Origin of the sequence: Nostoc sp. C057, from assembly GCF_013393925.1 — a bacterium.
GTDB lineage: Bacteria > Cyanobacteriota > Cyanobacteriia > Cyanobacteriales > Nostocaceae > Nostoc > Nostoc muscorum_A.
In genome coordinates this window covers 2,716,849-2,743,831 of sequence record NZ_CP040281.1, presented here as the reverse complement: position 1 = coordinate 2,743,831, position 26,983 = coordinate 2,716,849, and the positions used below count along the sequence as shown (strand labels likewise).

General features: G+C 40.2%; 21 protein-coding genes. 9 read left to right on the top strand and 12 right to left on the bottom strand.

The genetic code is table 11. From position 1 onward, the window contains the following. Positions 1–2: 2 nt before the first annotated feature. Both treZ and FD724_RS11945 read right to left on the bottom strand, forming a co-directional pair. Positions 3–1,847, bottom strand: a complete 1,845-nt coding sequence (gene treZ, locus FD724_RS11950) for a malto-oligosyltrehalose trehalohydrolase (RefSeq protein ID WP_179072780.1) — start codon at positions 1,845–1,847, stop codon at positions 3–5. Positions 1,848–2,161: 314 nt separating this feature from the next. Next, entirely contained in the window at positions 2,162–2,569 is a 408-nt protein-coding gene (locus FD724_RS11945) for a thiol-disulfide oxidoreductase DCC family protein (protein ID WP_179072779.1), read from the bottom strand. Between the two features lie 220 nt (positions 2,570–2,789). On the opposite strand from FD724_RS11945, the gene FD724_RS11940 reads away from it, so the two are divergent. The 5 genes from FD724_RS11940 to FD724_RS11920 all read left to right on the top strand — a co-directional run bounded on the left by FD724_RS11940 (position 2,790) and on the right by FD724_RS11920 (position 7,657). Further along, the gene (locus tag FD724_RS11940; RefSeq protein ID WP_179072778.1) at positions 2,790–3,842 is read left to right on the top strand and encodes an aldo/keto reductase; all 1,053 of its coding nucleotides are present in this window, start codon (positions 2,790–2,792) and stop codon (positions 3,840–3,842) included. Positions 3,843–4,023: 181 nt separating this feature from the next. Beyond that, on the top strand, positions 4,024–4,596 hold the full coding sequence (gene dps / locus FD724_RS11935; RefSeq protein ID WP_114085339.1) for a DNA starvation/stationary phase protection protein Dps: 573 nt from the start codon (positions 4,024–4,026) through the stop codon (positions 4,594–4,596). Between the two features lie 370 nt (positions 4,597–4,966). Then, positions 4,967–5,683, top strand: coding sequence for a pirin family protein (locus tag FD724_RS11930; protein ID WP_179072777.1), 717 nt, complete (start codon positions 4,967–4,969; stop codon positions 5,681–5,683). A 385-nt stretch (positions 5,684–6,068) separates the two neighbouring features. After that, complete coding sequence (locus FD724_RS11925; protein ID WP_179072776.1) at positions 6,069–6,773, top strand: mobilization protein; 705 nt, start codon at positions 6,069–6,071, stop codon at positions 6,771–6,773. 161 nt (positions 6,774–6,934) lie between these two features. After that, positions 6,935–7,657: a class I SAM-dependent methyltransferase gene (locus FD724_RS11920; RefSeq protein ID WP_179072775.1), complete on the top strand. Its 723-nt coding sequence runs from the start codon at positions 6,935–6,937 to the stop codon at positions 7,655–7,657. Between the two features lie 119 nt (positions 7,658–7,776). Here the strand turns inward: FD724_RS11920 and FD724_RS11915 are convergent, their stop codons facing one another. The 3 genes from FD724_RS11915 to FD724_RS11905 form a co-directional block, all read right to left on the bottom strand. Beyond that, on the bottom strand, positions 7,777–8,334 hold the full coding sequence (locus FD724_RS11915; protein WP_306297087.1) for a YidH family protein: 558 nt from the start codon (positions 8,332–8,334) through the stop codon (positions 7,777–7,779). Between the two features lie 471 nt (positions 8,335–8,805). After that, positions 8,806–9,468 (bottom strand): hypothetical protein, encoded by a 663-nt coding sequence (locus FD724_RS11910; protein ID WP_179072774.1) that lies wholly within the window; start codon positions 9,466–9,468, stop codon positions 8,806–8,808. A gap of 79 nt (positions 9,469–9,547) precedes the next feature. Further along, positions 9,548–10,258 (bottom strand): cadmium resistance transporter, encoded by a 711-nt coding sequence (locus FD724_RS11905; RefSeq protein ID WP_114085342.1) that lies wholly within the window; start codon positions 10,256–10,258, stop codon positions 9,548–9,550. A gap of 207 nt (positions 10,259–10,465) precedes the next feature. Between FD724_RS11905 and FD724_RS11900 the strand changes: the two genes are divergently transcribed. Beyond that, positions 10,466–11,458 carry a LysR substrate-binding domain-containing protein gene (locus tag FD724_RS11900; RefSeq protein WP_179072773.1) on the top strand — a complete coding sequence of 331 codons (993 nt, stop codon included), beginning with the start codon at positions 10,466–10,468 and terminating at the stop codon, positions 11,456–11,458. A gap of 363 nt (positions 11,459–11,821) precedes the next feature. Here the strand turns inward: FD724_RS11900 and FD724_RS11895 are convergent, their stop codons facing one another. Continuing rightward, positions 11,822–12,190 (bottom strand): pentapeptide repeat-containing protein, encoded by a 369-nt coding sequence (locus FD724_RS11895; RefSeq protein ID WP_179072772.1) that lies wholly within the window; start codon positions 12,188–12,190, stop codon positions 11,822–11,824. A 617-nt stretch (positions 12,191–12,807) separates the two neighbouring features. Here FD724_RS11895 and FD724_RS11890 point away from each other — a divergent pair. Together FD724_RS11890 and FD724_RS11885 are read left to right on the top strand one after the other, a co-directional pair. Beyond that, positions 12,808–14,133 carry an AAA-associated domain-containing protein gene (locus tag FD724_RS11890; RefSeq protein ID WP_179072771.1) on the top strand — a complete coding sequence of 442 codons (1,326 nt, stop codon included), beginning with the start codon at positions 12,808–12,810 and terminating at the stop codon, positions 14,131–14,133. Between the two features lie 57 nt (positions 14,134–14,190). Further along, positions 14,191–15,930 (top strand): ABC transporter permease subunit, encoded by a 1,740-nt coding sequence (locus FD724_RS11885; RefSeq protein WP_179072770.1) that lies wholly within the window; start codon positions 14,191–14,193, stop codon positions 15,928–15,930. A gap of 442 nt (positions 15,931–16,372) precedes the next feature. Here FD724_RS11885 and FD724_RS11880 read toward each other — a convergent pair whose 3' ends face one another. The 3 genes from FD724_RS11880 to FD724_RS11870 all read right to left on the bottom strand — a co-directional run bounded on the left by FD724_RS11880 (position 16,373) and on the right by FD724_RS11870 (position 19,342). Continuing rightward, positions 16,373–16,903, bottom strand: a complete 531-nt coding sequence (locus tag FD724_RS11880) for a hypothetical protein (RefSeq protein ID WP_179072769.1) — start codon at positions 16,901–16,903, stop codon at positions 16,373–16,375. 287 nt (positions 16,904–17,190) lie between these two features. After that, a complete protein-coding gene (locus FD724_RS11875) occupies positions 17,191–17,787 on the bottom strand; it encodes a hypothetical protein (protein ID WP_114085348.1) in 597 nt (198 codons plus the stop codon). 202 nt (positions 17,788–17,989) lie between these two features. Then, a complete protein-coding gene (locus tag FD724_RS11870; protein WP_114085349.1) occupies positions 17,990–19,342 on the bottom strand; it encodes an OB-fold nucleic acid binding domain-containing protein in 1,353 nt (450 codons plus the stop codon). Between the two features lie 369 nt (positions 19,343–19,711). Here FD724_RS11870 and FD724_RS11865 point away from each other — a divergent pair, with 369 nt between their 5' ends. Beyond that, the gene (locus tag FD724_RS11865; protein WP_179072768.1) at positions 19,712–20,683 is read left to right on the top strand and encodes an SGNH/GDSL hydrolase family protein; all 972 of its coding nucleotides are present in this window, start codon (positions 19,712–19,714) and stop codon (positions 20,681–20,683) included. Between the two features lie 244 nt (positions 20,684–20,927). Here the strand turns inward: FD724_RS11865 and FD724_RS11860 are convergent, their stop codons facing one another. The 3 genes from FD724_RS11860 to FD724_RS11850 form a co-directional block, all read right to left on the bottom strand. After that, positions 20,928–22,031, bottom strand: a complete 1,104-nt coding sequence (locus FD724_RS11860; protein WP_179072767.1) for a response regulator — start codon at positions 22,029–22,031, stop codon at positions 20,928–20,930. A 1,382-nt stretch (positions 22,032–23,413) separates the two neighbouring features. After that, a complete protein-coding gene (locus FD724_RS11855; RefSeq protein WP_179072766.1) occupies positions 23,414–23,905 on the bottom strand; it encodes a hypothetical protein in 492 nt (163 codons plus the stop codon). Positions 23,906–24,348: 443 nt separating this feature from the next. Next, entirely contained in the window at positions 24,349–26,934 is a 2,586-nt protein-coding gene (locus tag FD724_RS11850) for a GAF domain-containing protein (RefSeq protein WP_179072765.1), read from the bottom strand. Positions 26,935–26,983: the final 49 nt, after the last annotated feature.

Genomic DNA, 26,983 nt, shown 5'->3' with positions numbered 1-26,983 from the left:
CATCATTTTTCATACAGTACTAAACTAGTAGGTTGCAATTTCACTTCTTTTCCCGCAGACAGATGTTCATCTGATTCAGAACCAGGCCCAGACCATGAGGTATCAGCAGAGTCCAACAATTTATTAGCATTATGCTGAATTGGTAGAGTTGCTGTGACTGGAGACGAATTAAAATTCATCACAAATATTAGTTCACTTGATTCACACCAACGACGCACGATAACTAACTGCTTGTCTTCATCGCTAGTCGCTTCGATGAAATTGCGGTCTTGATTTAAAAGTGCTGGGTGCGTCTTGCGTAAATTAATTAACTGACGATACCAATCCCACAGAACTTTGTGCTTACCTTCATGACGCAATTGCCAATTGAGTTTAGATTTTAGGAAAGTTTCTGCCGATTCGGGATCTGGGGGATCGTCTGCATAGTGAAATGCTTCAAATTCTTCTTTGCGTCCGGCTCGAACTGCTTGAATTAAATCGGGATCGGAGTGACTGACAAAATAAATGAAGGGTGCAGTTTCTCCATATTCCTCACCCATAAATAACAGGGGTAAATTAGGCGACAGCAGCACAGCACCAGCAGCTAACTTCAATCCTTCAAAAGAAATCCTCTGAGTGAGGCGTTCTCCTTTCATTTGATTGCCGATTTGATCGTGATTCTGAATGCAGATTGCAAACTGTGATAAATTGCGATCGCGGCAAGATATACCATGAAATCGCTTGCGGTGTGGTGCGTACTTCCAATCGTAGACAAAAGTATCTTCATAAGCTTTTGCCAACTGAGCGGTTTGCCCAAAATCTTGATAATATCCTTGGCGATCGCCTGTCAAGAGTGCGTGCAGTGAATGGTGAAAATCATCACTCCATTGGGCATCGAGTCCATATCCACCCAATTCTGCTGGACGAATGATTTGCGGATTATTCAAGTCACTTTCAGCAATTAAATGGCGTTTCCACTTTTGCCCTTGTTGTGAAAAATGATGAACTGCTTCCGCCAGTTCCCAAAGAAAATGCTTCGCCCCCAAGTCATAAATTGCTTGAATGGCATCAAGCCGCAATGCGTCAATGTGGAACTCGCGCAACCAGTAAAGCGCATTTTCGATAAAATAATTTCGCACACCCTGACTATGGGCATCATCGAAATTCAGCGCTTCACCCCAAGGTGTTTTATAGGTTTTAGTAAAGTAGGGCGCGAACTGACTCATATAGTTGCCTTCTGGCCCAAAGTGGTTATACACCACATCCAACACCACAGCGATATTGTGTTGGTGGCAAGCATTTACGAGTTGCTTTAGTTCGGCTGGGCTACCATAAGAATTTTGGACTGCATAAGGGTAAACGCCATCATAGCCCCAGTTACGGTATGTCAGAGAAGCTTCAATATGGGTGTCTCCCGGAAACTGAGAGATAGGCATGATTTCAATCGCATTAATTCCCAGTTCCCTAAGTTCCGGTAAACGAGAAATAATCGCGGTGAAAGTTCCTTCAGGTGTGAAAGTCCCAATGTGGAGTTCGTAGAAAATCATCGACTCCACAGGGATACCAGTCCACCCTTCATCAGTCCACTCAAACTGATGATCGACAATTTGAGACGGGCCATGCACTCCTTCCGGTTGATACTGCGACGCAGGATCAGCAAAAGCGTCTTGGCCATTCAAGACATACTGATAAAGCGTGCCTGGATATACATCGTTTACTTTCGCGTGCCAATATCCCTCAGACTGAGGCTTGAGGGGAATAACCTGCTCCTGTGGTGTCAAAGTTTTTACAGTGACGCTATCTAATAGCGGCGACCAAACTGTAAATTCACATTCTCCATTACCCAAGTAGTTAGCACCAATTCTCACGCAGTATCCCTCCCGTCAGTATGTTGTGCCGAATTGTCGTGCGATGGCGTACCCGCCCACCGGAGGCGATCGCATGTCATTGATTGCACAATGTTTACAAACACGCCAGATAGCATAATGGTTCGTCTACCAGACTTTTTGCTAGCACCTGGAGGCGGATTTTTTACAGAATAAATTCTGTCTAATGATAAATTTAGTTGTGAAGGAGGCAGAGTGATACGGTTTGGTTAAGGTTTGTTGATGAAAATTTTAGATCGCAAAGACGCAATAAATCGCGTCTCTTGCTTGCCGTGGTTTCTAACTGCCTATTTAACTTAAATTGGTTTGCAGCTACCATCTACGCAGTAAGACGATTCATAAGTATTAGAACGCTTACCAAATATGGTGTAGCGGTTATCGCGGATTTGTTCGTAAAAGCGATCGCCTGCCCATTTCATCCCCGGTAAGGCTCGATAAGCGTCTACAAATATACTTCCTGCTGGCAATAATCGCCCAATTTCTTCAGCTGCGTTACTACCTTGCCAACGTCTCTGAGGTTCATTGCCATCAATTAAAATCATCCCCTGTTCACAATCTTGGGCTGTAATTCCCCACTGTAAAAGTGTCTGCTCATCTTGCATGGGAGCGTAGCGAAATAACTTTCCCTTGTCTAAGGTTTCTAGAAATTGGACTAAAGTAACGCAGAGATTACAATTTCCGTCGTAGATTACATAGTAGTTCATAAAAATAATTATTTTAGCGTAGAAAACTATAGCGATCGCTCTTGCTTCGCTAAAGTAAGTTAGCGCAAAAAACCCAAGTATATTATGAAACGTAAAGAGGCTTAAAGCCCTTACTAATGACAAAGGACAAAGGACAAAGGACAAAGGACAAATGACAACCTTTGTTATCATGCTTTTGGAATGGTATTCGCATTGTTTTTTCGTTAAAGAGAAAATATTCATGAGATACAAACTCTTGGGCAAAAGCGGATTAAGAGTCTCTGAACTCTCCTTGGGAACCATGACCTTTGGTGAAGATTGGGGTTGGGGTGCATCTGTTGACGAGAGTCGTAAAATCTTTGATACATATACAGAAGCAGGGGGAAATTTCATTGACACCGCCAATGGTTATACCGATGGTAGTAGCGAAAAAATTGTCGGTGAGTTAATCGCAAAAGAACGAGAACGCTTTGTAGTCGCGACAAAATATTCTTTTCCCTTGCAGATGAATGACAAAAAAGGCGACCCTAACGGCAGTGGAAACCATCGCAAGAATTTAATTCAGTCTTTAGAAGGCAGCCTGAAACGACTGAACACCGATTACATTGATTTATTTTGGTTACACGCTTGGGATTTTACAACACCTATTGAAGAAGTCTTGCGATCGCTTGATGATGTAGTCCGTCAAGGTAAAGTACTTTACATTGGCATTTCTGACGCACCCGCTTGGATCGTTTCTCAAGCAAATACCATCGCCCAGTTCCAAGGATGGACGCAGTTTGTGGCGCTGCAAATTGAGTATAGTTTAATTCAGCGAACACCAGAGCGTGATTTGCTACCGATGGCTAAAGCTTTTGATTTGGCGGTAACACCTTGGTCGCCCTTGGGTGGCGGTGTGCTAACAGGTAAGTATAATCAGCCTCCTCAAGCAGGCGATGAACAAGGGCGACTAACAAATCCAGGCTTAGGAAGTATTTCAGAACGGAATTTAGCGATCGCTCAAGTTGTTAGTGAAGTTGCAGCAGAAATTGGTCATACACCCTCACAGGTAGCATTAGCTTGGTTACTAGCTCAAAGTGGTGTGATTATTCCCATAATTGGGGCACGTAAATTAACGCAGTTTCAAGATAACTTAGCTTCTTTAGATATCAGCCTTTCGCCACAACATCTGCAACGCTTAGATGAAGTTAGCAAAATTGAACTGGGTTTTCCCCATGACTTTTTGCAGAATGATATAATTCGCGATCGCCTTTTCGGTGGTACATTTAATACCATAGAAAACCATCGCATCTAAATATCATTTTTAACTTCACTTTTCACAGAAAAAATTCTCAATCCAAAATCTAAAATTCCAAATTGTACAAGCTATAAACAGTAACACATTCAGGCATTAATACAATCCATCGTCAGAGAGTTTCGCACAACCAGCCAGTATCTGTAAAGTTAGATTTAAAAGGCATTAACAACGTAGACCCATGAGCGACAACAGCATTACATCACGTCTGTACCCTACCCGCATTGACATTCCCGCCAAAGCGAGAGTTCAAATCGTGGTACTTCTCAACCAAACCTTAGCAGCTACTTCGGATTTGAAAACCCAAGCAAAGCAAGCGCATTGGAATGTTAAAGGAACTGACTTCTATCAGCTACATCTATTATTTGATGAACTTGCTGGGGAATTGGAAGGATACATCGATTTAGTAGCTGAACGCGTCACAGCTTTAGGCGGATACGCTTTTGGAACAGCCCGTGCCGCAGCTAGTAATTCAATTCTGCCAGAATATCCCTTAGATATTTTGGATGGTAAAGATCATGTGACAGCCTTAGCAGATCGCTTTGCACTCTATGCGAAACATATTAGAGAAGCGATCGCAAAAACTGATGAATTAGGTGACGCTGATACTGCCGATCTTTACACCGAAATTTCTCGTACCATTGACAAACGACTCTGGTTCTTAGAAGCTCATCTACAAATAGCAGAAATCAAGGAAGAGAATGGCAACGCTGGTACTACTAAAACTCAAAAGATTCCTGCTGCTGTAAAATAAGCACTTCTGAGAAAAGTAGTCTTTCTTAAATCTAATAGTATCTTTTTGGTAAGTACGTCACTTTTAAGTGCGTACTTTTCATTTATATGTATATACCTTACTATTGAAATAGTTCAAAACGAAGTCAAGAAATTCACCAATATCTTCAACAAGCGAGCCATCAAAATTAATACTTAAACTTGAAAAAGTTATTAGGTGAGTGAAAAAGTATGCTAATTCCATTTTGATTTCAAATACCAACTTTAGATTTTTCCTACAATCTAAAATCGTTCACTGAGCGATCGCGTAGCGTTCTGCAAGAAAGTCTAAAATCTAAAATCCAAAATTGAGTCGTTCCTAACTAAATACTCATTAACAAAGAGGTAAATTTATGTCTCAAAATACAATTACCCACTTAATTCATGATCGCAATGCCCGTGGTCACGCGAAAATGGGCTGGCTCGATAGCTATCACACATTTTCCTTCGGTAGTTTTTACGATCCCAACCGTATGGGATTTCGCTCTCTGCGCGTGATTAACGATGATCGCATCGCCCCTGGTGCCGGATTCCCTACCCACAGCCATCGTGATATGGAAATCCTCACTTATGTCTTAGAAGGTGCTGTAGAGCATAAAGACAGCTTGGGGACTGGTTCGGTAATTCGCCCCGGTGATGCCCAAATTATGAGCGCTGGAACTGGAATCAGCCACAGCGAATTTAATCCTTCACCAACTGAACCACTACACTTGTTACAAATCTGGATTCTTCCCGATCGAGAAGGAATAACGCCAAGATACGAGCAAAAAACTTTTCCTCTCGAAGAAAAGCGCGGTAAACTCCGCTTAATTGCCTCTAAAGATGGGCGCGATGGTGCTGTGACAATTCACCAAGATGTTGAGTTATACACATCTGTTTTAGAAGCAGGTGATGTTGTTAATTATCAAGTCAAAAGCGATCGCTATGCCTGGTTACAAGTAGCCCAAGGTATAGTCGATTTAAATGGAGAAGAACTCAGAGCCGGCGATGGTGTACAAATCAATGGCGAAGAACAGCTAGAAATTAGCACCAACATCGGCGGCGAAATCTTGCTTTTCGATTTGGGTTAATCTTAAGTCCGTTTGCTGAAAAACTAGCTTGTAGGGTGGGCATTACAATGCCCACCCTACTATGGTTTGTTAGAGAAAAATTTCTCAATTGAGGCGCGGATTTGCCATTGCATTGGGAATCCTTAATTAGGGATAGGTCAAAATTTTCACAATAGTTTTGACCTATCCCTTTTATAGTAAAAATGTACTATTATTTTTAGTGTTACACCAATGCAATTTCTTCAGATGGTTAGTGTATCCGATTTGCAAGCATTATTAAAACTATATCCAAATCACGGTTATACTTTCTCATAAAACCACCAAAACAACTAGGCGGCAACGGCCAAAAAGTTCTTATTTTGGGAAAGATGTATCAGGCTTTAATAAGTTATTAGAGGTGGCTGTAATGCCGACGATTCATTTTGTAGATGGTGAAAAAGGCGGGGTAGGAAAATCTCTCTTTGCTAGGACAATGATTCAGTATTGTCTGGATAAGAGAATCCCATTTGTACCAGTGGAGACAGATAGATCAAATCCAGATGTGGCAGGGGTATATAAGGAAATATGTAAATATGCCGTGTTTAGTGAGAACGAACGACAAGCAAATAAGGCAGATAGAATATTTGAGTGGGCCATAGAGAGGCCAGTAATTGTGAATTTAGCTGCACAATCGCATAGAGCAGTGCAGGGGTGGATTGAATCTAATCAATTACTTGAACTAGGAAGTTCGCAGGGAGTAATGTTTTGTAAATGGTTTGTATCGACAGGAGGATACGACAGCATCAACCTGTTTACTCAGTCAGTGAATACTTACGGCGAAAAAATCCCTCATATTCTGGTGAGGAATTTGGGGCTGTGTGATGATTGGGAGCATCTAGAGTCAGACTCCAACTTTCAGAACACAGTAAATAAATATCAGATAAAAGTTATAGATTTTCCCAAGTTAGCATACAGAGAAAGAAACATAATTGACCAAAATCGCCTGACTTTTGCAGAGGCTAGAGAGTATAAAGAATTTGGGGTAATTGGAAAACAGAGAGTAGTGAATTTTCTCAAGCTTGCTTATGGTGCTTTTGAGAAAGTAGGTATCTGGTATGAAAAAGTTGAATAGGAGTCATTAGTCATTGGTCATTAGTCATTGGTACTAATGACCAATGACTTAGGACAAACCCCAGCAGGAGATTCGATGGGTATGCGATGGCGTACCCGCCCACCGGAGGTAATCGCAAAACGAATTTGACTACAATTCTTAGAAAGAGTAGCAAAAATCTAATGTCCAAAAAGTCTGATTCGCAGTTCCAAAATCTCTTTACTTCAGCCAAATCAAGCAACTGGGACGAAAGATTAGGCCAAATAGCCTATCGCTTTAACCGAGAGTATCAACGTGAAACCTTTGAACTTCCAACCGAAGTCCAGGCTATGCCGATATTCCGTGAGTGGATTGGAGGTAGTTTTGCCGGGAGAATTGCTTCCCCTTTTTGGGAAATTGCTCAACCTCAAAAAAACCAGCACTGTTTAGATATTGGCTGTGGTATCAGCTTTTTAATCTATCCTTGGCGGGATTGGCAAGCATTTTTTCATGGGCAAGAAATTAGTAATGTGGCACGCGATACCCTTAATTCTCGTGGGCCACAGTTGAATTCTAAGCTGTTCAAAGGTGTTGAGTTAGGAGCAGCCCATCAGTTAAACTATTCACCAGAGCAGTTTGACCTAGCGATCGCAACAGGATTTAGCTGCTATTTTCCACTCGAATACTGGAATGCTGTACTAGCAGAAGTTAAGCGAGTGTTAAAACCAGGCGGACATTTTGTATTCGACATCCTCAACCCAGAACAACCTTTAGCAGAAGATTGGGCAGTTCTAGAAACCTATTTGGGGGCTGAGGTGTTTTTAGAGGCTGTAGCTGAGTGGGAAAAAGCTATTAAGGCGGCTGGCGCTAAAATAGTCACGCAAAAACCAGGAGAATTATTCCAAATGTACAAAGTGCGGTTTTGAAAATAAGTAGCTACAGATATAGCACTGCTACAAAAAAGAATGTAGAGACGTAGCAGTGCTACGTCTCTACAAGGTTTCTGGATAACGCATATTTCATTTTTGGAGATGTCTACTTATCATCACTCAGGGATAAGTGGACTTAATGGATCTAAAGAAGTTGTAAAAACAAAATAGATTACCCCAGTTCCGAGAATCATCACAGCGAGACTGAAAAGCAACACCCATCTGTCTGTCGGTTCATAAGTATCTTCTTCGATATCACGACGGACAGCGAAATAGTGACTGGTTGAGAGCCACACCGTAATCAAACCCACCAATGAGAAGACTAAACCTAACTTCCAGCCGTTGCCGGGACGGGGCATCAAAGGCACTTGGAAGGCACGCAAACGCACAATTACAACCCCAAAACCTAAAAGAGCGATCCCTGTCCGCATCCAAGCCAGGTAGGTACGCTCATTTGCCAAGTGATCTCGGATTCGAGAAGGATTGAGTCGTCCTGGCTTTTTTTGATTTTTATCTTCTTCTGTGGATTTCAATTTTAACTGCATCAATAACACCCTTATCCCCAAAGCGGCTCTTCTCAAAAAAATGCGGAGGTAGTAGGAAATCTCTTTCCAGATGACTTGCACCCAGCACAATAGTTGCGCTACTGAAATATGCTTATTGTGATTGTACATATTTTTTCAAAATATATTTTAATGCAGATATAGAAATAAAACAAGCCTGACTGATTGAAGAAGAATTCAGAAGTCAGAATTCAGGAGTCAGAATCAAGACGACCGATGACTCACTCTAAGCGAAGCCATGCCGAAGGCTTTACGCTTCGCTATCAGTTGGGGATTAAGACTCACGACTGATTGAAGACCACCAAATCTACGATTTGGTGGGATTTTTAAACCCAGTTATTCATCCACCAGTCATACAGAATACCCAACTGAATTCTGACTCCTGATTTCTGAATTCTATTTGATAATTCAGAATTCGTAATTGATGGTACAGAGCAGTTACAAGTAATAAGATGTCATAAAAAACAGCCAAGAATCAGAGAGATTTTTCACCAGTTTTAAGTCAGGTTTTTTCTCTAATTTTGGCTGTTACTCTGTTGAAGTTGAGAACAATGATTCAAAAATAGACTATGCAGTTAGATTTCAAGACTTCTTAATAGGTGCATTAGGAACCCGTGTATCTATGATAGCCTGCGATATATCTGGGATAAACCAGTTAGCCTTATTGCTGTTAATAACTTTCACAGTCGGAACATTTAATTCAATCGCACCAGTATCTGGATTGCTCTTAATCACCAACTGAGTTCCATCAAGGATCTTCAGAGCCGCAGGCCCTGTCAATTCTTCACCTTGCCCATTCGGACTAGAAGTGAAGTTTGCTACCTTAATATCATTCGGTAGATAGATGCCATCACAATCCCAGTTATCTTTAGTGGACTGACCATTAGCTAGAAAATACAAACCATTGTCGTATATAGCATCTTCATTGTCATCATCATTTGGTCTTTTACCGTATACTGCTATGGTATTACCTGTTTGGTTTTCGCATTTACCCCAGTTAATTCCCGTCTCTAAAGCATATTTTTGCAGTGTTAATTCCTCGGTTCTCTTTTGAATTTCTTCTGGTGTCAGACCTTCAACTTGAGTTTGGGCATCTTTTGTTTGAGACAGTTCGTTAAGAGCTTTAGTGACTTCGATATAATCAGGATTTTTGCTAAATTTTGGTCTATCAGCAAAAGAAGGTTGAGCGAAGGCTAGATTAGCGAAAATCATTAAGACAATTAGCAGAGATTTCCAGACTTTCATGTTTTGATTCCTGTTGATGGGGAAGATATTTTGTAGTTTTAAATTCATTTTCGTAAGAAAATTCATGATGCACATCTTTCTAGATACTTAACTTTTCTTGTTCTTCACTCGAAGATTGAGTATTGAAACCTAAGATTAATGAGAATATATAACTAGAAACTACAGATAAAAGAGTCCAGGTAACGTTTTCTGTGACAATAAACACGCCCAAACCAATCAAGATACAAGGTACAAAAGTGTTGCCATTTTCAGTTAAAAAATGTGCGATCGCAGGCAAGTAAGTCAACTTATAAGCGGTATAACACCATACGCCCACTAGCGAAAAGAATACACTGAGTATAATCAGCAGACTATCTAATTCCGAATTGGCGAACAGAGGTACGTAGACGCTGATATTATCACTACCATTGGCAAAGGCGATCGCAGCGACGTTGCAAGTTTGGGGAGAGAAAAAGCTCCTAACTATAGAGGGACAAGATGGCTCGGTTTCTTCTGCACCTTCCTCTGGTGAATCCTCTTCGCGTTTTAGTAAACCACTCACACCAATGATTATTGGCATTAAACCAAGTAGTCTAATCCAGTCTTGCGGTATAATTAGTCCACCGAAAAACCCAGGAAGGCTAGCAACAATCAGTGCAGCAAAGCCGAGATACTGACCAGCAAGGATGTGACGACTGCGGAACGTTTTATTTATTTGTGAAAAAAGCAACGTCAGAATCACAATATCATCGATGTTGGTGGCAGTGAATGCCGTGATCCCTGTGGTAATTGCAGTTACTAAACCGCTCATTTTTGGAAGTCCTTATTTTGATGCTTGGCAATTGGGCATTAATCATTGGCCATTTACAAACGACAAATGACTAATGGCAAATGACTAAGTAAAAAGCTTTGATTTATACTTTAGTGAAACTAAACGATAGAATCAAATGCTTTTGTTTGTCAAAATGATAAATGAAAGTGATTAAAATTTTGACACCAAGTTGTAGGGATACCATAAATGGCAGGAATGACCCTTGAGCAGCTAAAAATCTTTATGGCTGTGGCACAGCACTTACACTTTACTCGCGCAGCAGAGGAGCTTTATATTACACAACCTGCCGTCAGTGCAGCAATTCACAACTTAGAGCAAGAATATGGTGTGAAACTGTTCCATCGGATTGGTCGCCATATCGAGATTGCTGAGGCGGGTAAATTACTGCAAGTGGAAGCGCAGAAAATTCTCGATCAAGTTTCCTTGACTGAACGGGGATTGCGAGAATTGAACAATCTGCAACGGGGTGAATTGAAATTAGGATCAAGTCTGACAATTGGTAACTACTGGTTACCAAGCAAGATTAGTGAGTTTAAGAGCCGATATCCCGGTATTCAGATTAACTGTAGCCTTGCCAATACAGAAGAGATTTGTCTAGGAACGGCCACAGGACAGTTTGATTTAGGTTTGGTAGAAGGAGATGTGAAGCCAGCACTCCAGAATACTCTAGAGTATGAAATAGTGGGCAGCGATCGCTTACAAATAGTTGTAGGTCGAAAACACCCTTGGTTTGAGTGGGGAGAAATTGACTTAAGTCAATTGACTAAAACCCCTTGGGTGATGCGCGAACCTGGTTCTGGAACCCAGCAAAGGTTTGAGGAAGCCTTACAAAATTGGGAAATCAATCTCAATGAACTGGATGTAATTTTAGTATTCAACAGTGGAGAGATGACAAAAGCAGCGATCGAAGATGGTGTTGGTGCGATCGGAATTTCTGAGTTGATGGTAAAAAAAGAAATACAACTGGGAACTCTACGAGCAATTCGAGTGATTGATAATAGAGACGGTAACGGTGCGATGCCGACTACGGGCTACACCTACGCAGAAATAGTTCGACCTTTTTTCAAACTCAAGCATCGTCAGCGTTTTCAAACTGCTCTTTCCAAAGTCTTTGAACAAATGTTGATCTCATCCATGTCAGATGGCTCACATCAACATATATCAACATCACTTATTTGAAATAACATCATTTCCACTGCTCATCTAGTAATATCAAATCCTTTTGTATCGGAATTATTCCTCTTTTCTTTCCCTCTGCGCTCTCAGCGTCTCTGCGGTTTTTAAGTTACAAAACTGTCCCTCTCCGGCTCGGAGCTACGGTGTACACAACACATCTCTCTACAAAACCAAAATGTAGTAGATCCTCCTAAATCCTCCGATAAATTGGAGGACTTTGAGAGGTTCTTGCCCCCTTTTTTTTAAGGGGGTTGGGGGGATCAAAAGCTTGTGGGGCAACTCTTAAAGACTTGTATGTACACCGTAGCCGACTCGGAGAGGGACAAACTTGAACGAAAGTTCAAAGCAGGGAGAGGTTGGTGGAACTCACACCTTCCGCATATTTCTACTAATGGGGTCAAAACCTCTAGAAAACCGAGTGCTTTCATCGTAGTAAGCGCCAGTCAGATTCGCTCCATATAACTTGGCATAGTTGAGTTTGGCTCCCCGGAGATTGGCTTCATTCAGTTTGACACCGCTCAAATTAGCTCTAGTCAAATTCGCTTTTGCTAAGTTAGCTCTACTCAAATCTGCTCCCCAGAGTTTAGCTTTAGCTAGGTTAGCTCCACTCAAGTCAGATCCCCATAGATTTATTCCAGGCAAATAGGCTCCAATCAGCCTGTTCCTACTCAAGTTGACGGCTGGAAAATATCTTTCCCCTGCGGCAAAACGCCTTTTTAATTCCTCTATATTCACGATCGCCACCCAACAAGAATCAGATTTATATCTCTAATATATAAGGTGCTTCTATTGTAACTGCCATAATAGAGGTTGTTTATTTAATATCTGCAATTACTCCAAGTTACTCAAATGCACATATCTAAATATGGCAATCCGCTTTGATTTCTGCTCGCGCAGCGTGGCGTAGCCATAATTATTTGTGTAGGAGGTAAGAGGCAATAGGCAAGAAGCTTCTTTCAGTTGTACTGAATGTTTTCAGAAATTAAATATGATTCCTATAGAACAAGTTATAGTAATTTCTTTCTTTTAATATTCGGGTATGCGATTATTATATTGCTGCAATTAATGGATTTATCGTAATAAATCCTTAGTCATAATTGTCAAACAATCAAGATAACATTTTATGAAATAAATATACCAATCATATTAAATACTTTCCAAATTATGATTACTGACTCCTGTTAGCATTAGCGGGTAATTTAGCCATCTTGTAGCTAATTTTCTGACGATGCAAACGATTCGTTAGGCTACACTACGATTCAAATTGCGGAATCAAATATTTTTAGTCTGCTTTAACTGTAAAATAACCTCAACATGAGATTATATTTAATTATTTTCTTACAAAAAGAGTTATGGTCTTTAAAACAGCAACCGAACAGCTGATCGTCCTAAAAAATGTCAGCAAATCTTATCAGCAGCCCAACGGCCAACAGATTGTCATCCTGGAAAATATCAATCTTGAGTTACGTCCAGGGGAGATCGTTGCATTGCTAGGGCCTTCCGGTTCAGGCAAATCTACTTTAATGCGGATAGTTGCTGGGTTAATTCCCCCCAGTGAAGGTGAAGTCGTATATCATAACCGTCCCCTAGTTGGTTTAAATCCTGGGGTAGCAATTGTTTTTCAAAGTTTTGCCCTTTATCCTTGGTTAACTGTACTAGAAAACGTGGAACTAGGTTTAAAAGCAAAAGGAGAAGCGCCAGATTCTCGACGGCAAAAGGCGCTACGAATGATTGATATTATTGGTTTGGATGGGTTTGAAAATGCCTATCCCAAAGAACTTTCTGGGGGAATGCGTCAGCGAGTTGGATTTGCTAGGGCTTTGGCTGTAGAACCAGAACTGTTATGTATGGATGAGCCATTTTCGGCATTAGATGTGCTAACGGCAGAAAACTTGCGGTTTGAATTATTAGATTTATGGTTAGAACGTCGCATACCCACCCAAGCTATTCTCATTGTCACCCACGGGATTGAAGAAGCGGTAATTATGGCGGATCGAATTATTGTTCTTGGACGCAATCCGGGAAGAATTCGGGCTGACTTACCTGTGACTTTACCCCATTACCGCGATCGCAAACATCCAACTTTTCAAGCCCTGGTAGATCGAGTTTATACAATCATCACCAACCCCGAATTAGAAAAAATTGAGCTAACAACGACTACCTCTGTAGAACCTGCAACACCACCAGCAAAATATCAATCTTTACCATCTGTGCGAACTGGTTCTATTGCCGGTCTTTTGGAACTTTTAGAAGATCGTCAAGAAAAAGACTTATATCGACTGGCCCAAGAATTGCAATTAGAAGTAGATGATATTTTACCCATTGTAGAAGCTGCAAAATTAATGGATTTTGTAGAACTTGCAGAAGGCGATATTAGCTTGAAGCCAGTCGGACACGAATTTATCAATGGTGGTATTGATGAACGCAAACAAATCATGCGATCGCAACTCTTAGCTAATATTCGCTTGGTACAGCAAATTTACCGTCTTCTGGAAGCTAAAAATAATCAACGCATTCCAGAAGAACTGGTATTAGATATCCTAGAAAGTCACTTTAGCCCAGAAGAAGCCGAACGACAATTAAAAACCGTCGTAGATTGGGGTCGTTATGCCGAAATATACGGCTACGATGAGCCATCAGGACAAATATTTTTAGAGCAAGTTGTTGTTAGTCATTAGTCATTTGTCATTAGTCATTTGTTATTCTCCTCTGATCTGCCCCTACTCTCTACTTATATGACTCGACCTCTTACTCCTGCTAATAAAACTCTAGGACGTAGCAATTGGACTTGGCAAGATGGATTGCTGATTCTGGTAATTTTATCTTTCATTGTGGCAATTATTAGAACTGCTTCTAAATTTACAGGTACTTTTGAACCTGAACTCACAATTTCTACAAACATCAATGCTTTGCCAGGATATACAGCCCAAACTTTGATTCGTATGGGACTGGCTTACTTTTTATCCCTAATTTTTACCCTGTTGTATGCTTATACTGCTTATCGCTCTCGAATGGCAGAACGGATTTTAATTCCGATGTTGGATATTCTGCAATCGATTCCAGTATTGTCTTTTTTACCAGGTGTGGTACTAGCTTTGATTTCCCTGTTTCCCGGTCAGAGAATTGGTGTAGAACTAGCAGCAATTTTGCTAATTTTTACTGGTATGACCTGGAATATGACTTTTAGTTTTTACCAATCTCTTCAAAGTATTCCGCGAGAATTACTAGAAGCATCAAGGGTTTATCGGCTTAATCCTTGGCAACGCTTTTGGACATTAGAGTTACCATCTGGTGTGATTGGTTTGGTATGGAATAGTGTAATGTCGGTGGCTGGAGGTTGGTTTTTTTTAATTGCCATTGAGTCATTTACTTTGGGGAATCAAGATTTTCGTTTACCAGGATTAGGCTCTTTTTTAGGCACAGCAGCCAACAAAGGAGACTTTAAAGCGATATTTTGGGGCTTGGGGTTACTGATTGCGATCATTGTGGCAACTGATTTTTTTGTGTGGCGGCCACTGATTGCTTGGGCAGAAAGATTTAAGTTAGAGATGATTGAAACTGAAAATGCACCCCAATCTTGGATATTGGATACTTTCAGGCGATCGCCTACTTTACGCGCAATTAGCGATCGCGTTTTTCAGCCATTACAAACAGCCTTAGACGACAGTTTAATTCGGTCGTTTCCCGTGCGTTCAGTACCTATAAATGCCAAAGGCAACCTCAACTTGCCGAGTTTTTTAAATTGGATATTTGTTAGTGGCTTCAGCTTAATTGTCCTGTGGGGTACTTGGGAAGCCGTGCTACTATTACGGACTCTAGGCTGGGATGATTGGCAACAGGTAATAAAGGGCGCTATGTTAACGGCATTGCGAGTGATAATTGCTTTGATATTATCATTGTTGTGGACTGTACCTGTGGGAGTAGCAATTGGTCGTAATCGACGGTTGGCTCAAGTATTGCAACCATTGGTACAAATCGCCGCTTCTGTGCCAGCAACAGCCTTATTTCCAGTGCTGCTGCTAGGTTTAACCCGCATCGCCGGCGGTTTGCAGATTGGTGCGATCGCTCTGATGATGCTAGGAACAATGTGGTATATCCTCTTTAATGTTATTGCTGGGGCACAGTCGATTCCCTCAGACCTGATCGAAGCAGCTTCGGTGTATAAACTCTCACGTTTACAACGTTGGCGAACCTTAATTTTACCTGCAATTTTCCCCTACCTAATTACAGGAATTATTACCGCCGTTGGTGGCGCTTGGAATGCCAGTATCGTCAGTGAGTATGTTACATTTCAAGGGCGAGTAATTAGTACTTCTGGATTAGGGGCAACAATTTCTCACGCCACAGCGACAGGCAATTTCTCACTATTATTAGCTTCGACAGTGATTATGTCTCTATTAGTGGTGTTGACCAATCGTTTAGTTTGGCGACCTCTTTACAATTTAGCTCAAGAGAAATATCAATTATTGGTTTAAAGGTTTGTAGTCAGGGCTTCAGCCCTAGAGTCAGGGCTTCAGCCCTAGAGTTAGGGTGGAACGGGAATCAAAGCCCCCCTTTTTAAGGCAATACGGTTCAGTTAAGGCTAAAGCTCTTTGTCAAAGTCAATTTTTTTAACGAACCGCCATCGCGCAGCGTCTCGTTAGAGAAGGACGCATAGACACGAAGTGGCTTCCCGCAGGGTAGGACGCAAAGAGAAGAAAGAAATGCTTAACTGAACTGTATTGCTTTTTAAGGGGGATTTAGAGGGATCTAGAACTTTTGATACCGATAAGAGGATTTTTAAAACATCCTCTCAGAGCAAGCCTCTTCTTTTTAGCTGAAAAACACTTAATTCACATAATCGAATTAAATCAAACTCTGTGGGATTGGCAACATGAGCGCCCCACTTATGCAAGTTAAATGTGGAAAAGCTTACATTTACTTCACTGGGATAATTTCAAAATCGAAAGTACTAATCAAACGGTCATCAATATAGACTTCTATCCTATGCTTACCAACCGGATCGCCAGGGGTAATCGTCCAAAAATTCTCAATTACACCCTCTGGAGCCGACTGTGTACGCCGTGTCACAGATGTCATCCCATCTGGTGACATTGAGAAGTCTTCACCGCGATCTGTTCCCCAAGTTTCTGGAGGTTTTGGTAAACGCAATACTTCGCGCCATTTTACTTCACCTTGGTAGTCTTTGAGTTTAATCCGCCATCCGTAGGCGTTTCCCTGCTGAAGTGGTACTCTTGTTGTCTGGAAAATGGTAACGTTACCTTTGGAGTCAACTCTCTTCAGCCCAAACTCAGCTTTGCTAACAGTAATCTGTTTTGTATTTGTTGGCGCAGGGGATGATATGGCATTTTCTACCAAAACAGAAGTAGCGTTGATTGGCTCAGAACATATAACCCCAGATATTAGCCAAGAGGAAGCTAGCACAGCAGTAGTAGCCCAAATTCTCATTAGTATCTTCCTGTCAGACTTTTGGTACTTATTCAAGTAATCTGACACGTTTTCCGGGCTATGGTTGCTGATGATTTGACAAAGGTGAAATTACTCTTAGCTATCTGGCAGATTTAACCGATAAGTAGTCGGACAAAAATATTTATAGTCATTGTGAGCCTTCGCTTCTCTTTGCAATGACATTGGGTAATTAATTCTGTCTGACTACTTAGCTTATGCGATTTAACACTTCTATGGCTAAAATCCAATAGGATTTTTGCTTCATATCTTGTCTCTTCAGTCAAGTCTTAACTTTTCAAATTAACCTTCCCCTCAAATTTTGGCGCATCTTGATGAGATAAAAATCTTTCACTAGTGTGATAACTTCTTCGCCATTTTTCGAGCTGATCTATAGATATTGATTTAGATGTGACGTTCACACCATTTCCTCGCCAAGCAACTTCTGGATCTGTTGTGAAAACCCCACACTCTAATTGTTCTAGCCTCATATTCCAATATTCACTAAATCGGCCTTTTAAAGTAATAACTTGCTCAAATACCTTATTTCTGTGTTTATTTCTTCTTTTTCTTTCTGTAGCTCCTGTTGCTTCCGTATCAATAAACTTAGTTTCAATTAAATACAGGCTACCTTTAAAAGTTAGGTAGACAAAATCACACTTTCCTAAATCTGTATAATCTGAAATTGGAGATTTTTCAAATAACAGCAATTCAGCGCACGAGGGAAACAACTCTTTAATATTCAGAAATAAATAAGCTTGCAGTAGAAGTTCCTTATCATAAGGAAATAAGATCACTCCTTCAAAAAACTTTTGAATGTCCTCGTGAGTTTGGGGTTGAATCCTTTTACAGTACGAAACAAATTTATGTAGTTCATTTACACTCATCAAGTTTTAACTCCTTCCCCCGGTCGCAGCCTTAAGGGTATTAGCATAAAAAGATACCACTCCCTCAAGGAAATTATCATCCGCATAAGTAACTAAAAAAACGCTTTTAACCCTGAATACTTAAGGCAATTTACTGTTGACAGTTCAATAAAACTAATTTTTCAGATGCTTTTCAGTATTGGTGGATTTTTCACTTCTGGTATTAGCTACCAGTGAGCGATTTGATATGAGCAGGAAAACTAGCATTTTGCAAAGCTTGGACGGTTATTCTTGAATCTTGTACGGAAAATTGCCAACCCAAGCGAACAAGTTTCCGAGACTTTTCAGTTTGGATAATTCCAATAACTGGCATTTTTGCCTTTTCTTTGTCTACTGAATGTTCTTGCAAAATTGTTTTCAAGAGATGTAGTTTTTCCATATCACCTGCTTGCTGGGGATTTAACTCTACCATTACCATTTGTACTGTTTCCACTGGTTCTGCATCTTCAACAATAAATTGAGTTTGCTCGTCGCGTCGGTCTACCTTCCCCCAAATAATCAATCTTGTGTCAACTTGAAGTAAGGAACTAATGCGTTCATAAGTTTTAGGAAAAACTACAGCTTCTGATTGTGTGGTTAGGTCTTCTATTTGCAAAATTGCCATCTGATCGCCTTTTTTTGTCACCACTTTTTTGACGTTATTTAACATCACAACTGCACAAAGCCTTGTGTCTTCCCTTTGCTCTCCCAATTGCGAAAGGTTAATTGGAGTTAAAAGTGGTGCTATTTGTCGTAAGGATTTCAGTGGATGATCTGATACATAAAAACCTAATAATTCTTTCTCCATCTGCAACTTTTTCTGTGGGGGTAAATCGGTCACAGGTTTAGATTTAGGAGCAGTTTCAAAGGCATTATTTGCTCTTTTATTCTGAGTAGAAGAAAATCCATCGCCTAATAAGTCAAAGAGATTCCCTTGTCCACTGGCTCTGTCTTTGGCGCGAGATTGTGCCCAATCATACACTAGTTCTGAGTCGTTAATTAACTGTTGGCGGTTGGATTCAATTTTGTCAAAGGCTCCACAGTAAATCAGCGATTCCAGAGTCCGACGATTAACAGCACGTAAATCTACGCGATCGCAAAAATCAGCGAGAGATTTAAACTCTCCTGTCTCATTTCTCGCTTCTAAAATACAGGCGATCGCATTCTGTCCCACGTTACGCACCGCCGAAAAGCCAAACAGAATCTTTCCCAATGTCGGCGTAAAATCAACACCAGAACGATTAATGTCTGGCGGATCTATGGGAATACCCATGTTTGTACAGTTAGTAATATATCTCTGTACCTTATCGGTATCGCCACTGTTAGCCGTTAACAGGGCCGCCATATATTCCAATGGATAATTAGCTTTTAAATATGCTGTCTGATAAGTTACATAAGCATAGGCGGTCGAATGGGATTTATTGAAACAATTAGAAGCTATAAAACCATTTTTGAGTGCAAAATTATGGTCACGCTCAACTCCAATGTCATAGACATTTTGTTTGCCTAAATATTTACGTGTGGCTATTTTGATCATCCTACCTTACCCCCGAAAAAAATTTGCGAAATTAATTAATTGATAAAATGATAAAAATTGTAGTCATAGTAATACTGGTAATATAAAATTATATCACTAGAAAACACTGCTATACTCTTACACAAAAGTAGACAAAGTTTGACAAACTATTAGGTAAACAGTTAATAGCCATATAATTGCTGTTTTTAAAGCTTATAAACAGATTTCAATACATATTAATCCCCTTAATTCAGATGCTAGGAGAGTGGATGAAATCAGGGGAGCAAAGAAAGTTTTGCCTTCTACACCTCACCCCTGTGCCTCTTTCCAATGCCGAATGTGTCAGTTAGTATCGTTGAGAAACAACACGGTATTAAAGGGTGCGGGTAGGTGAAAGTGGTGCTGATCGTAATTTTGGCGGTAGTTCTGGGATTATTTATGATAGTCGAGATCGGACTGCGATCGCTCTTTGGCTTTGGTAATCCCCTAATTTACATTGGTGATGAGCAGATTGGCTATTTATTGGCTCCTAACCAGCGTACCCGTCGTTTTGGTAATCGCATTGAAATTAATGAGTATTCTATGCGAGGTAGTGCGATAAATAAAACACCCGCGCCTTCTACGCTGCGAGTTTTACTGTTAGGAGATTCTATTGCGAATGGTGGTTGGTGGACAGATCAGACTAATACCATATCGGCGATCATGATGCGTTGTTTAGCATCATCCACTCATCGTAATTATCAGGAAGTGGAGGTGCTGAATGCTTCAGCTAACTCTTGGGGGCCAAGGAACGAGTTAGCCTATTTAGAGAAGTTTAGCCATTTCAACGCGCAAGCAGTAGTTTTATTAATTAATACCGATGATTTGTTTGCTACTCCTCCCACTTCTTTACCGGTAGGACGCGATCGCAACTATCCCGATAGTAAACCTCCCCTAGCGTTAGCGGAAGTGTGGCAACGTTATATCGTCAAGCAGAAGCCAATTCCTGAAATGAAAGCGGTGCAAAATGAAGCAGGCGATCGCGTGGGGATTAATTTGGAAGCGATCGGCAAAATACAAACCTTGGCTCGCCAAAGCAACAGCCAATTTTTATTAGTTATGACTCCCTTACTGCGAGAAATTGCTGAACCAGGCCCCCGCGATTACGAAATTAAAGCCCGCCAACGCTTGAGCGATTTTACTAAAGCCCAGCAAATTAACTATGTAGACTTTTTACCGATATTCAATTCAACCAACAACCCGCAAGGTTTGTATCACGATCACATTCACCTCAATTTGCAAGGTAATAAAGTTGTCAGCGAAGTTTTGGAGCGATCGCTTTTAGAAATACTAAGGGAGATACCAATTACTCAGACCCACTAAAGTCGTTAATTCTACCAGAAAATATTCGTATTGAGTGATTTTCCACTCATGAAAATTAATTTATATAGCTTATTTAGTATTCATTATCTTAATAGAATGGTAATTCTTATAGTTGAAATAATTATTAATTTAAATTAAATCAGACAATCTTATATAACTAGAATACTAGCCATCCAAATAATGCTCAACCTTAAATCTCAAAAAAATATATTGATTAAGTGCAGTTATTTATTATATTAGAAAATTAAATAATATGTTTAAAGATTACTTTTAGTAAATCTCCTTGTGTAAAAGGCTTAGTTAAATAGCCTGATGCTTTGACCATCTTAGCTTTAGCTCTATCTATAAATCCTACTTTTTCTGACACCATAATTACAGGTGTATTTTTAAAATGTGAGTGTTTACGCAGCAAAGAACAGAGTTCATATCCGTCTAAATTAGGCATCGAAATATCCAATAAAATAATGTCAGGTTTTGTGTGAACAATCTGCATTAAAGCTTTTAAAGAATCGGTAACTCCCACAACACAAAAAGTTTGCTCATCTAAATAACTTTGAATAGTATTTAATACTGTAGGGCTGTCATCAATACAAAAGATTGTGTAAATTTTTTTGTCAACAGGAGGTTCGGTAGTTCGCTGACCCCTATGTTCATTAGTATTAATAGAGTAAACTGGTGGTCTATAGCCGTTTGTTCTAAAAGAGTTTGGTCTACTTTTGTTCTTAGATTTTAGCTCATTGATTTTGAACAATTCTGACGGGTGTGATTGAGAACTTGGCGAAGTCTGACGATTGGCTGCTTCTCTAGGAGAGGCTACGCCAACGCTTTGGGGCGTTTGACATCGTTCAACCAGTAAGCGGAGATTCAGATGACAAAACTTTGGCATATCATCTAGAAAGCTTTCAGGAATAAATTCATAACTCCCCTCTTCTAAGTTCAGAAATGACTCCAGAACTTCTAGCGCCAACTGTTCTATCAGCATCGCCGCTTGAAAGGGACTGATATATTTCTGATTAACTAACCAACAAATAGCCAAATAATCTGGGTTCGGTATTGCCTGATTTTCAATCCCAGTTTCAAATATCGCCCGTAACTGTTCGTGAATTTCACGAGGGAGAGTAGAAATTTGCTGACTCAAGCGTTGCAAATTTCTGTAAAGTGGCTCAAACATTTTCTCTGAGTAGCAGGCATAAATTAGTTTACCTTCATCTACATATATTGACCAAGAGCCTGATGTGCTAAATACCTGCAAACAACCAGTAACAGACTTACCAGTGATTTTTTTCAACAAAGATAAAGGCTGGAGCTTTTGAAAAAATCTGTATCTATTAATTGGAAGTGTCTTCATTGGGATAGCTCTGGAATAAAATTAACATTGCAGGCGAAATTAGTGAATTACCTTTTCGGAATTCACTGCGACTTGGTTGGAAGCACTATCAGATAAATATAGCGGTCACATTTGAGTTAGTACAGAGATTCCACACCCCCCAACTCTTAATTAACCAATCTCTGTTAAGCTAGAAAGCACGAATTACAACTAAACCAATCCATATTATTGCCCAATAGCAAAATGGCCCGACTGGTTGCCAGGATATAGTATTTCAAAAACTAGATTGGTTTTCTGTATCTTTTGCTAATCTAGCCAATCTAACAGTAACTCAAGTGCAACAGATAGACTATTGGCTCTCGCCCATCAGTCACAAAAGTATCATTGTTATCCGTATCTAGTAGCCTAAAATTGCAGATACTTTAGTTCTCTTAGAAAAGTTTTTTTTGCCTCTCATACTTAAGTCTGGAACAATCAAAATCTCCAGTGCTGTAGACGAAAAAGCTCCTCTATCAAGGCTTTTATGGATTTAATAGCAATGTTTTGGTTGCCATAACTAAAGTTGTCAGGTACTTTTACTAGAAGTTTATTCTTGAGGGAAACTTCATCAAGAGAAAAAGTATTATTAAAAACTAAGCATTCAAAAAGCCCAATATCTTACTTAGGTCTTGAGCTTGTAGAGCAACTCTTAGTGTTGGGACTGGGCAAAACTATCAATTGCACAACAAGAATGGGAAACCTCCGACCAAGGATGAGTTAACTGGCAATTGTCGCCATAATGGTGTGTGGTGAGATGCACCGGCGACCAAACCAGTAGAAGGGAATCTCTTCATAAGTACTGGAAACTGGTTCTAATGTTGTTTGGGGCAAAATATTCACCCGGCACAATTTGAAGTGACAAATTCAAGAACTTACAGCGAAATTCTTGATTAGTAGTACATACCTGCAAAATAGCTATTTCCTAGCTAGATGGTAGATAACAAGTAACGTACTCACTAAAATTTAGATTACTATAATTTTCAAAAAAAGTTAGAAGAAATATCTAAACTTTATGATAAATCAGTAAAGTAACCATGAAAACTAATTAATATTATCTTTTAGTATTTTTTTGCTCTAATATCCGGGAGGGCTGAAAATGTACAGTAAAAGATAATTTCGCTTGCTTATTTAATTACACTTAATAGATAAATGAATCATTTTATAATAGCAATTTAACCGAAGAATCTCAAGCTTTAAAAGTCACCAATATAAATATAAAATTGCCCGCGTAGGCGTAGCCCGTTGTAAACATTGCATTCATTAACCCATAAAGTATATGTAGCAAAAAGACGCAAAGAATTTCTTTGCGTCTTTGGTGTGAGATTTATAAGTAAATATTCTCACCGTTATAATTCTCCATCTACTTAAAATTGCTCCCGCCAGCACCAGCTTAAAAGTGTACCACCAGCCACTAACTTAACTACTTCCAGTACCCAATAACTACCGTGTAATAAATTCATTGTCGATGGAATAGCTGCTGCTGCTTCAAATAGGTTTAGCTGAACTCCTATGGCGCACATTTGCGGAGTTAAGAAATAAGTGTCAAGCACAGCTATAGTTAGCAGCAGTCCAGATAAAATAATACTGCCAATGCGCCAGTGATATTGGGTTTTACCCAAGGCTAATGCCCCTGTCAATACTACAGCAGCAGACAATAATTCCATCCGATTGAAGTTCCAAAAAATCGTATAGCCTGCTGTTGTAAAACCAGCTTGACTCATCATGCCAGAAAGATAAAGGCTAGGCATAATTACCCAGTCTAAAACTAAACTAGCACTGAGCCAAAAGCCCAAAGTCAATATTATAGCGGTTTGCCAAATTGGTCGTTTGAATTCAAGGCTAGAAATAGCAGTCATAAAATAATTGCGTGTGTTGTATTTCTTAGTTTCTAACTTCATCAGCAGTTTGACAAGAAATATCAACTAACCTTTACAAAGTGACTTATCTTAATTGATTCTTAATCCAACCCCAAGATTTTTTAAACTTAATTGAGAAATATTAAGATATTTTAAAAAATAATTTAAATAGATTTTACTTCTTAATAAATACCCAATTTGTCTTAAGTTTCCAGCGTTGACATCCTCACCGCCGTGTTCGCCCTTGGCGTTCCCGAAGGGTACGCACTCTTAAGAAGGAGTAATGAGTAATAAGTAACAAGTAATGAGTAAATACCCATTTTTCATCCACTTATTACTCATTACTTTAAAGCCGTGCTGGAAACACGGGGTTTTAAACCCATTTTTCTGATAAGCCGGAAACGAGAAAGATGATAATTAGTGGTTCGATTTAGCAAAGTTACTTATTTTTCTTGAAATGTCCAGACACCTTCATCCCAATCTGACTCTGTTGGAGGTGATTGTAACCAATGTTGACAACGTAAAAGATGCAACATAGCAGCTTTGTCCTGGTTATCTGCTGCTAAAACTAGGGCAAATTCAGCCCTAGCACGGTTAAAATCGCGTTTGAGATAATACTCGCGTCCTTTGTGATAATGCTCAATCACTTGCAATTTTTCGCTTTCAATCGGGTTGGAACGCAAACCGAGTAATTCATAGATGGCTACTGGCTCATTTCTGCCTTTGACACGAATGTAATCTAGTTCCCTAGCCCAAATATTATCTTGGCAGGGTTTAAAAGTGTTATGGCTAATAATAATGTCGCAACCATATTGTTTGCTGACGCTTTCTAATCGAGAGCCAAGATTAACGCCATCACCAATGGCGGTAAATTCCATCCGTTTACTAGAGCCAATATTCCCACTAATTACGGTATCTGAGTTGATACCAATGCCGATTTTAATTCTGGGCTTATCATCTACATAGCGACGTTGATTAAATTCGTGCAGGCGAACGCGCATTTCTAAGGATGTTTGCACTGCCATCCAAGCGTGTTCTTCTAATGCCAGAGGAGAACCAAACACAGCCATAATCGCATCGCCGATGTATTTGTCAAGAGTGCCTTTATGTTTAAAGACTGCCTCCACCATTGATTCAAAATATTCATTGAGCATACTTACCACTTCTTCTGCTTCCAAGTTTTCCGTTAAAGTGGTGTAGCCGCGAATATCAGAAAATAAAATCGAAACTTCTTTGCGATCGCCTCCTAGTTTAGCATCATCTAATTTCAGCAATTCTTCGGCTAATTCCTGGGTCATGTAGCGGTACATCGTACTCTTGAGCCGCTTCTCATCACTGATATCTTCCATCACCACTAGCGCCCCCCGGACTTGCTCGTGGTCGCTGGCATCGGCAATTGTGTTAATGGATAAATTAATACTGTGCTGCTCTGTACCAGTAGTTAGGAGTGTGCGATCGGGGTAATACTGCTGGCGGCCTTTTAAGTCAACTGCATGTAAAGCATCTTGGTACCACTTGCTAAAGTCACCTTCTTTGATACCAATGACATCATTAACTAATTTACCTTCTAAACGTTCATCTACTCCCAGTCCTAGCAAACGTTGGGCACTTTCATTAGCGGCGATAATTAATCCAGTTTTATCAGTGGAAACCACTCCATTGGAAAGACTACGCAGAATATCTCGTTGCATTTGTTCTTGTTGCTTGACTGTGGCAAACAACTGGGCATTTTGCAGCGCTACTCCGGCTTGAATATTAAAAGCTTCCATAAATTCTTCATCGTTGCGGTCAAAGCTAGCTTGGAAGCAGTCGGGAGCTTTGGGCCAATCAGCTGGATTATAAGCGGGAAAATCACCAGTTTTCTTTTTATTTACGAGTTGGGTAACGCCAATCAGTTGTTGATCGGCGTTGAATACTGGCATACAAAGTAAGCTACAGGTACGATAGCCATTTTGCTGGTCGAGTAGTTTGGCTGTATCAGAATCAGGATCGTCGTACAAATCAAAGGCAATATTCAGTTTTTTGCCAGAAGCCGCTACTATACCCGCAAAGCCTTTACCTACAGGGACTCGTAATTCTTTAGTTGAACCATCATCCTGAGTGATTTTCGTCCATAATTGATCGCGCTCGTGATCTATTAACCATAGTGTACTGCGATCGGCATTCATCAGTTCCTTGGCTTCATCCATCACCCGCTTCAGGGTGTCTTCTAAGTCGAGACTGCTTTGAGAGAGAGACTTGATGGCCTTCATTAGCGCCGCCACTGCTCTTTGTTTTTGGGTGGCGACATAAAAAGAGCGCGAGGATTCTAAAATTAGGCGAATTGAAGGGGCAAATTCTTGAAATAATTGTTCGTCAGCAGAGAGAAAACCTTTGGTATCAACGCGCTCTGCAAGGGGAGCGGCGTGATTATTGCCAGATTTTAATTTATTCAGTAATTGTACTACTGCAACTAACTGCCCATGTTCATTTAAGAGTGGCAAAGCCAACATGGTGTAGGTGCGGTAGCCAGTTCTTTTTTCTTGTTCTTGGGCAAAATGCGATCGCGGATCGTTATAAAAATCAAAGGGAATATTGATAACTTGTTTGAAAGTAGCGACTTCCCCAGCAATGCCTTTATTGGCGGGGATACGAATTTCTAAAGAGCGATCGCCTTCCCCCTCAGCTAAAATCGACCAGAGTTCTTGTTTTTCTTCATCCAATAAAAATATCGTTGTCCGGTCTGCTCCCAGTAATTCCCCAGTTTTCAGGGTAATCGAATGCAACATTTCTTGCAGAAGAGTTTCAAACCCCTGAGAATCCAGCATTGATAGGGTTTGATGGACAATCTGTAATTTTTGCTCGACATCCTGAACGACCTGCTTAAAAGTATCCTGAGTCAGGGGAGCAAGAAACGTAGAAAAATTTCCTTTTCTTGTGGCAAGAGCGCCGACAGGAGCAGAATTTGTTGGTAATTCGAGGTTTTCTTGGTTGTGAACACCAATAATCAAATCGGTGGTTTCCCCATAACTTCCTTGATACACTGACATAACTGATATTTTATATAGCAGGATGAGATTTTAAATTTAAGAATGCGAT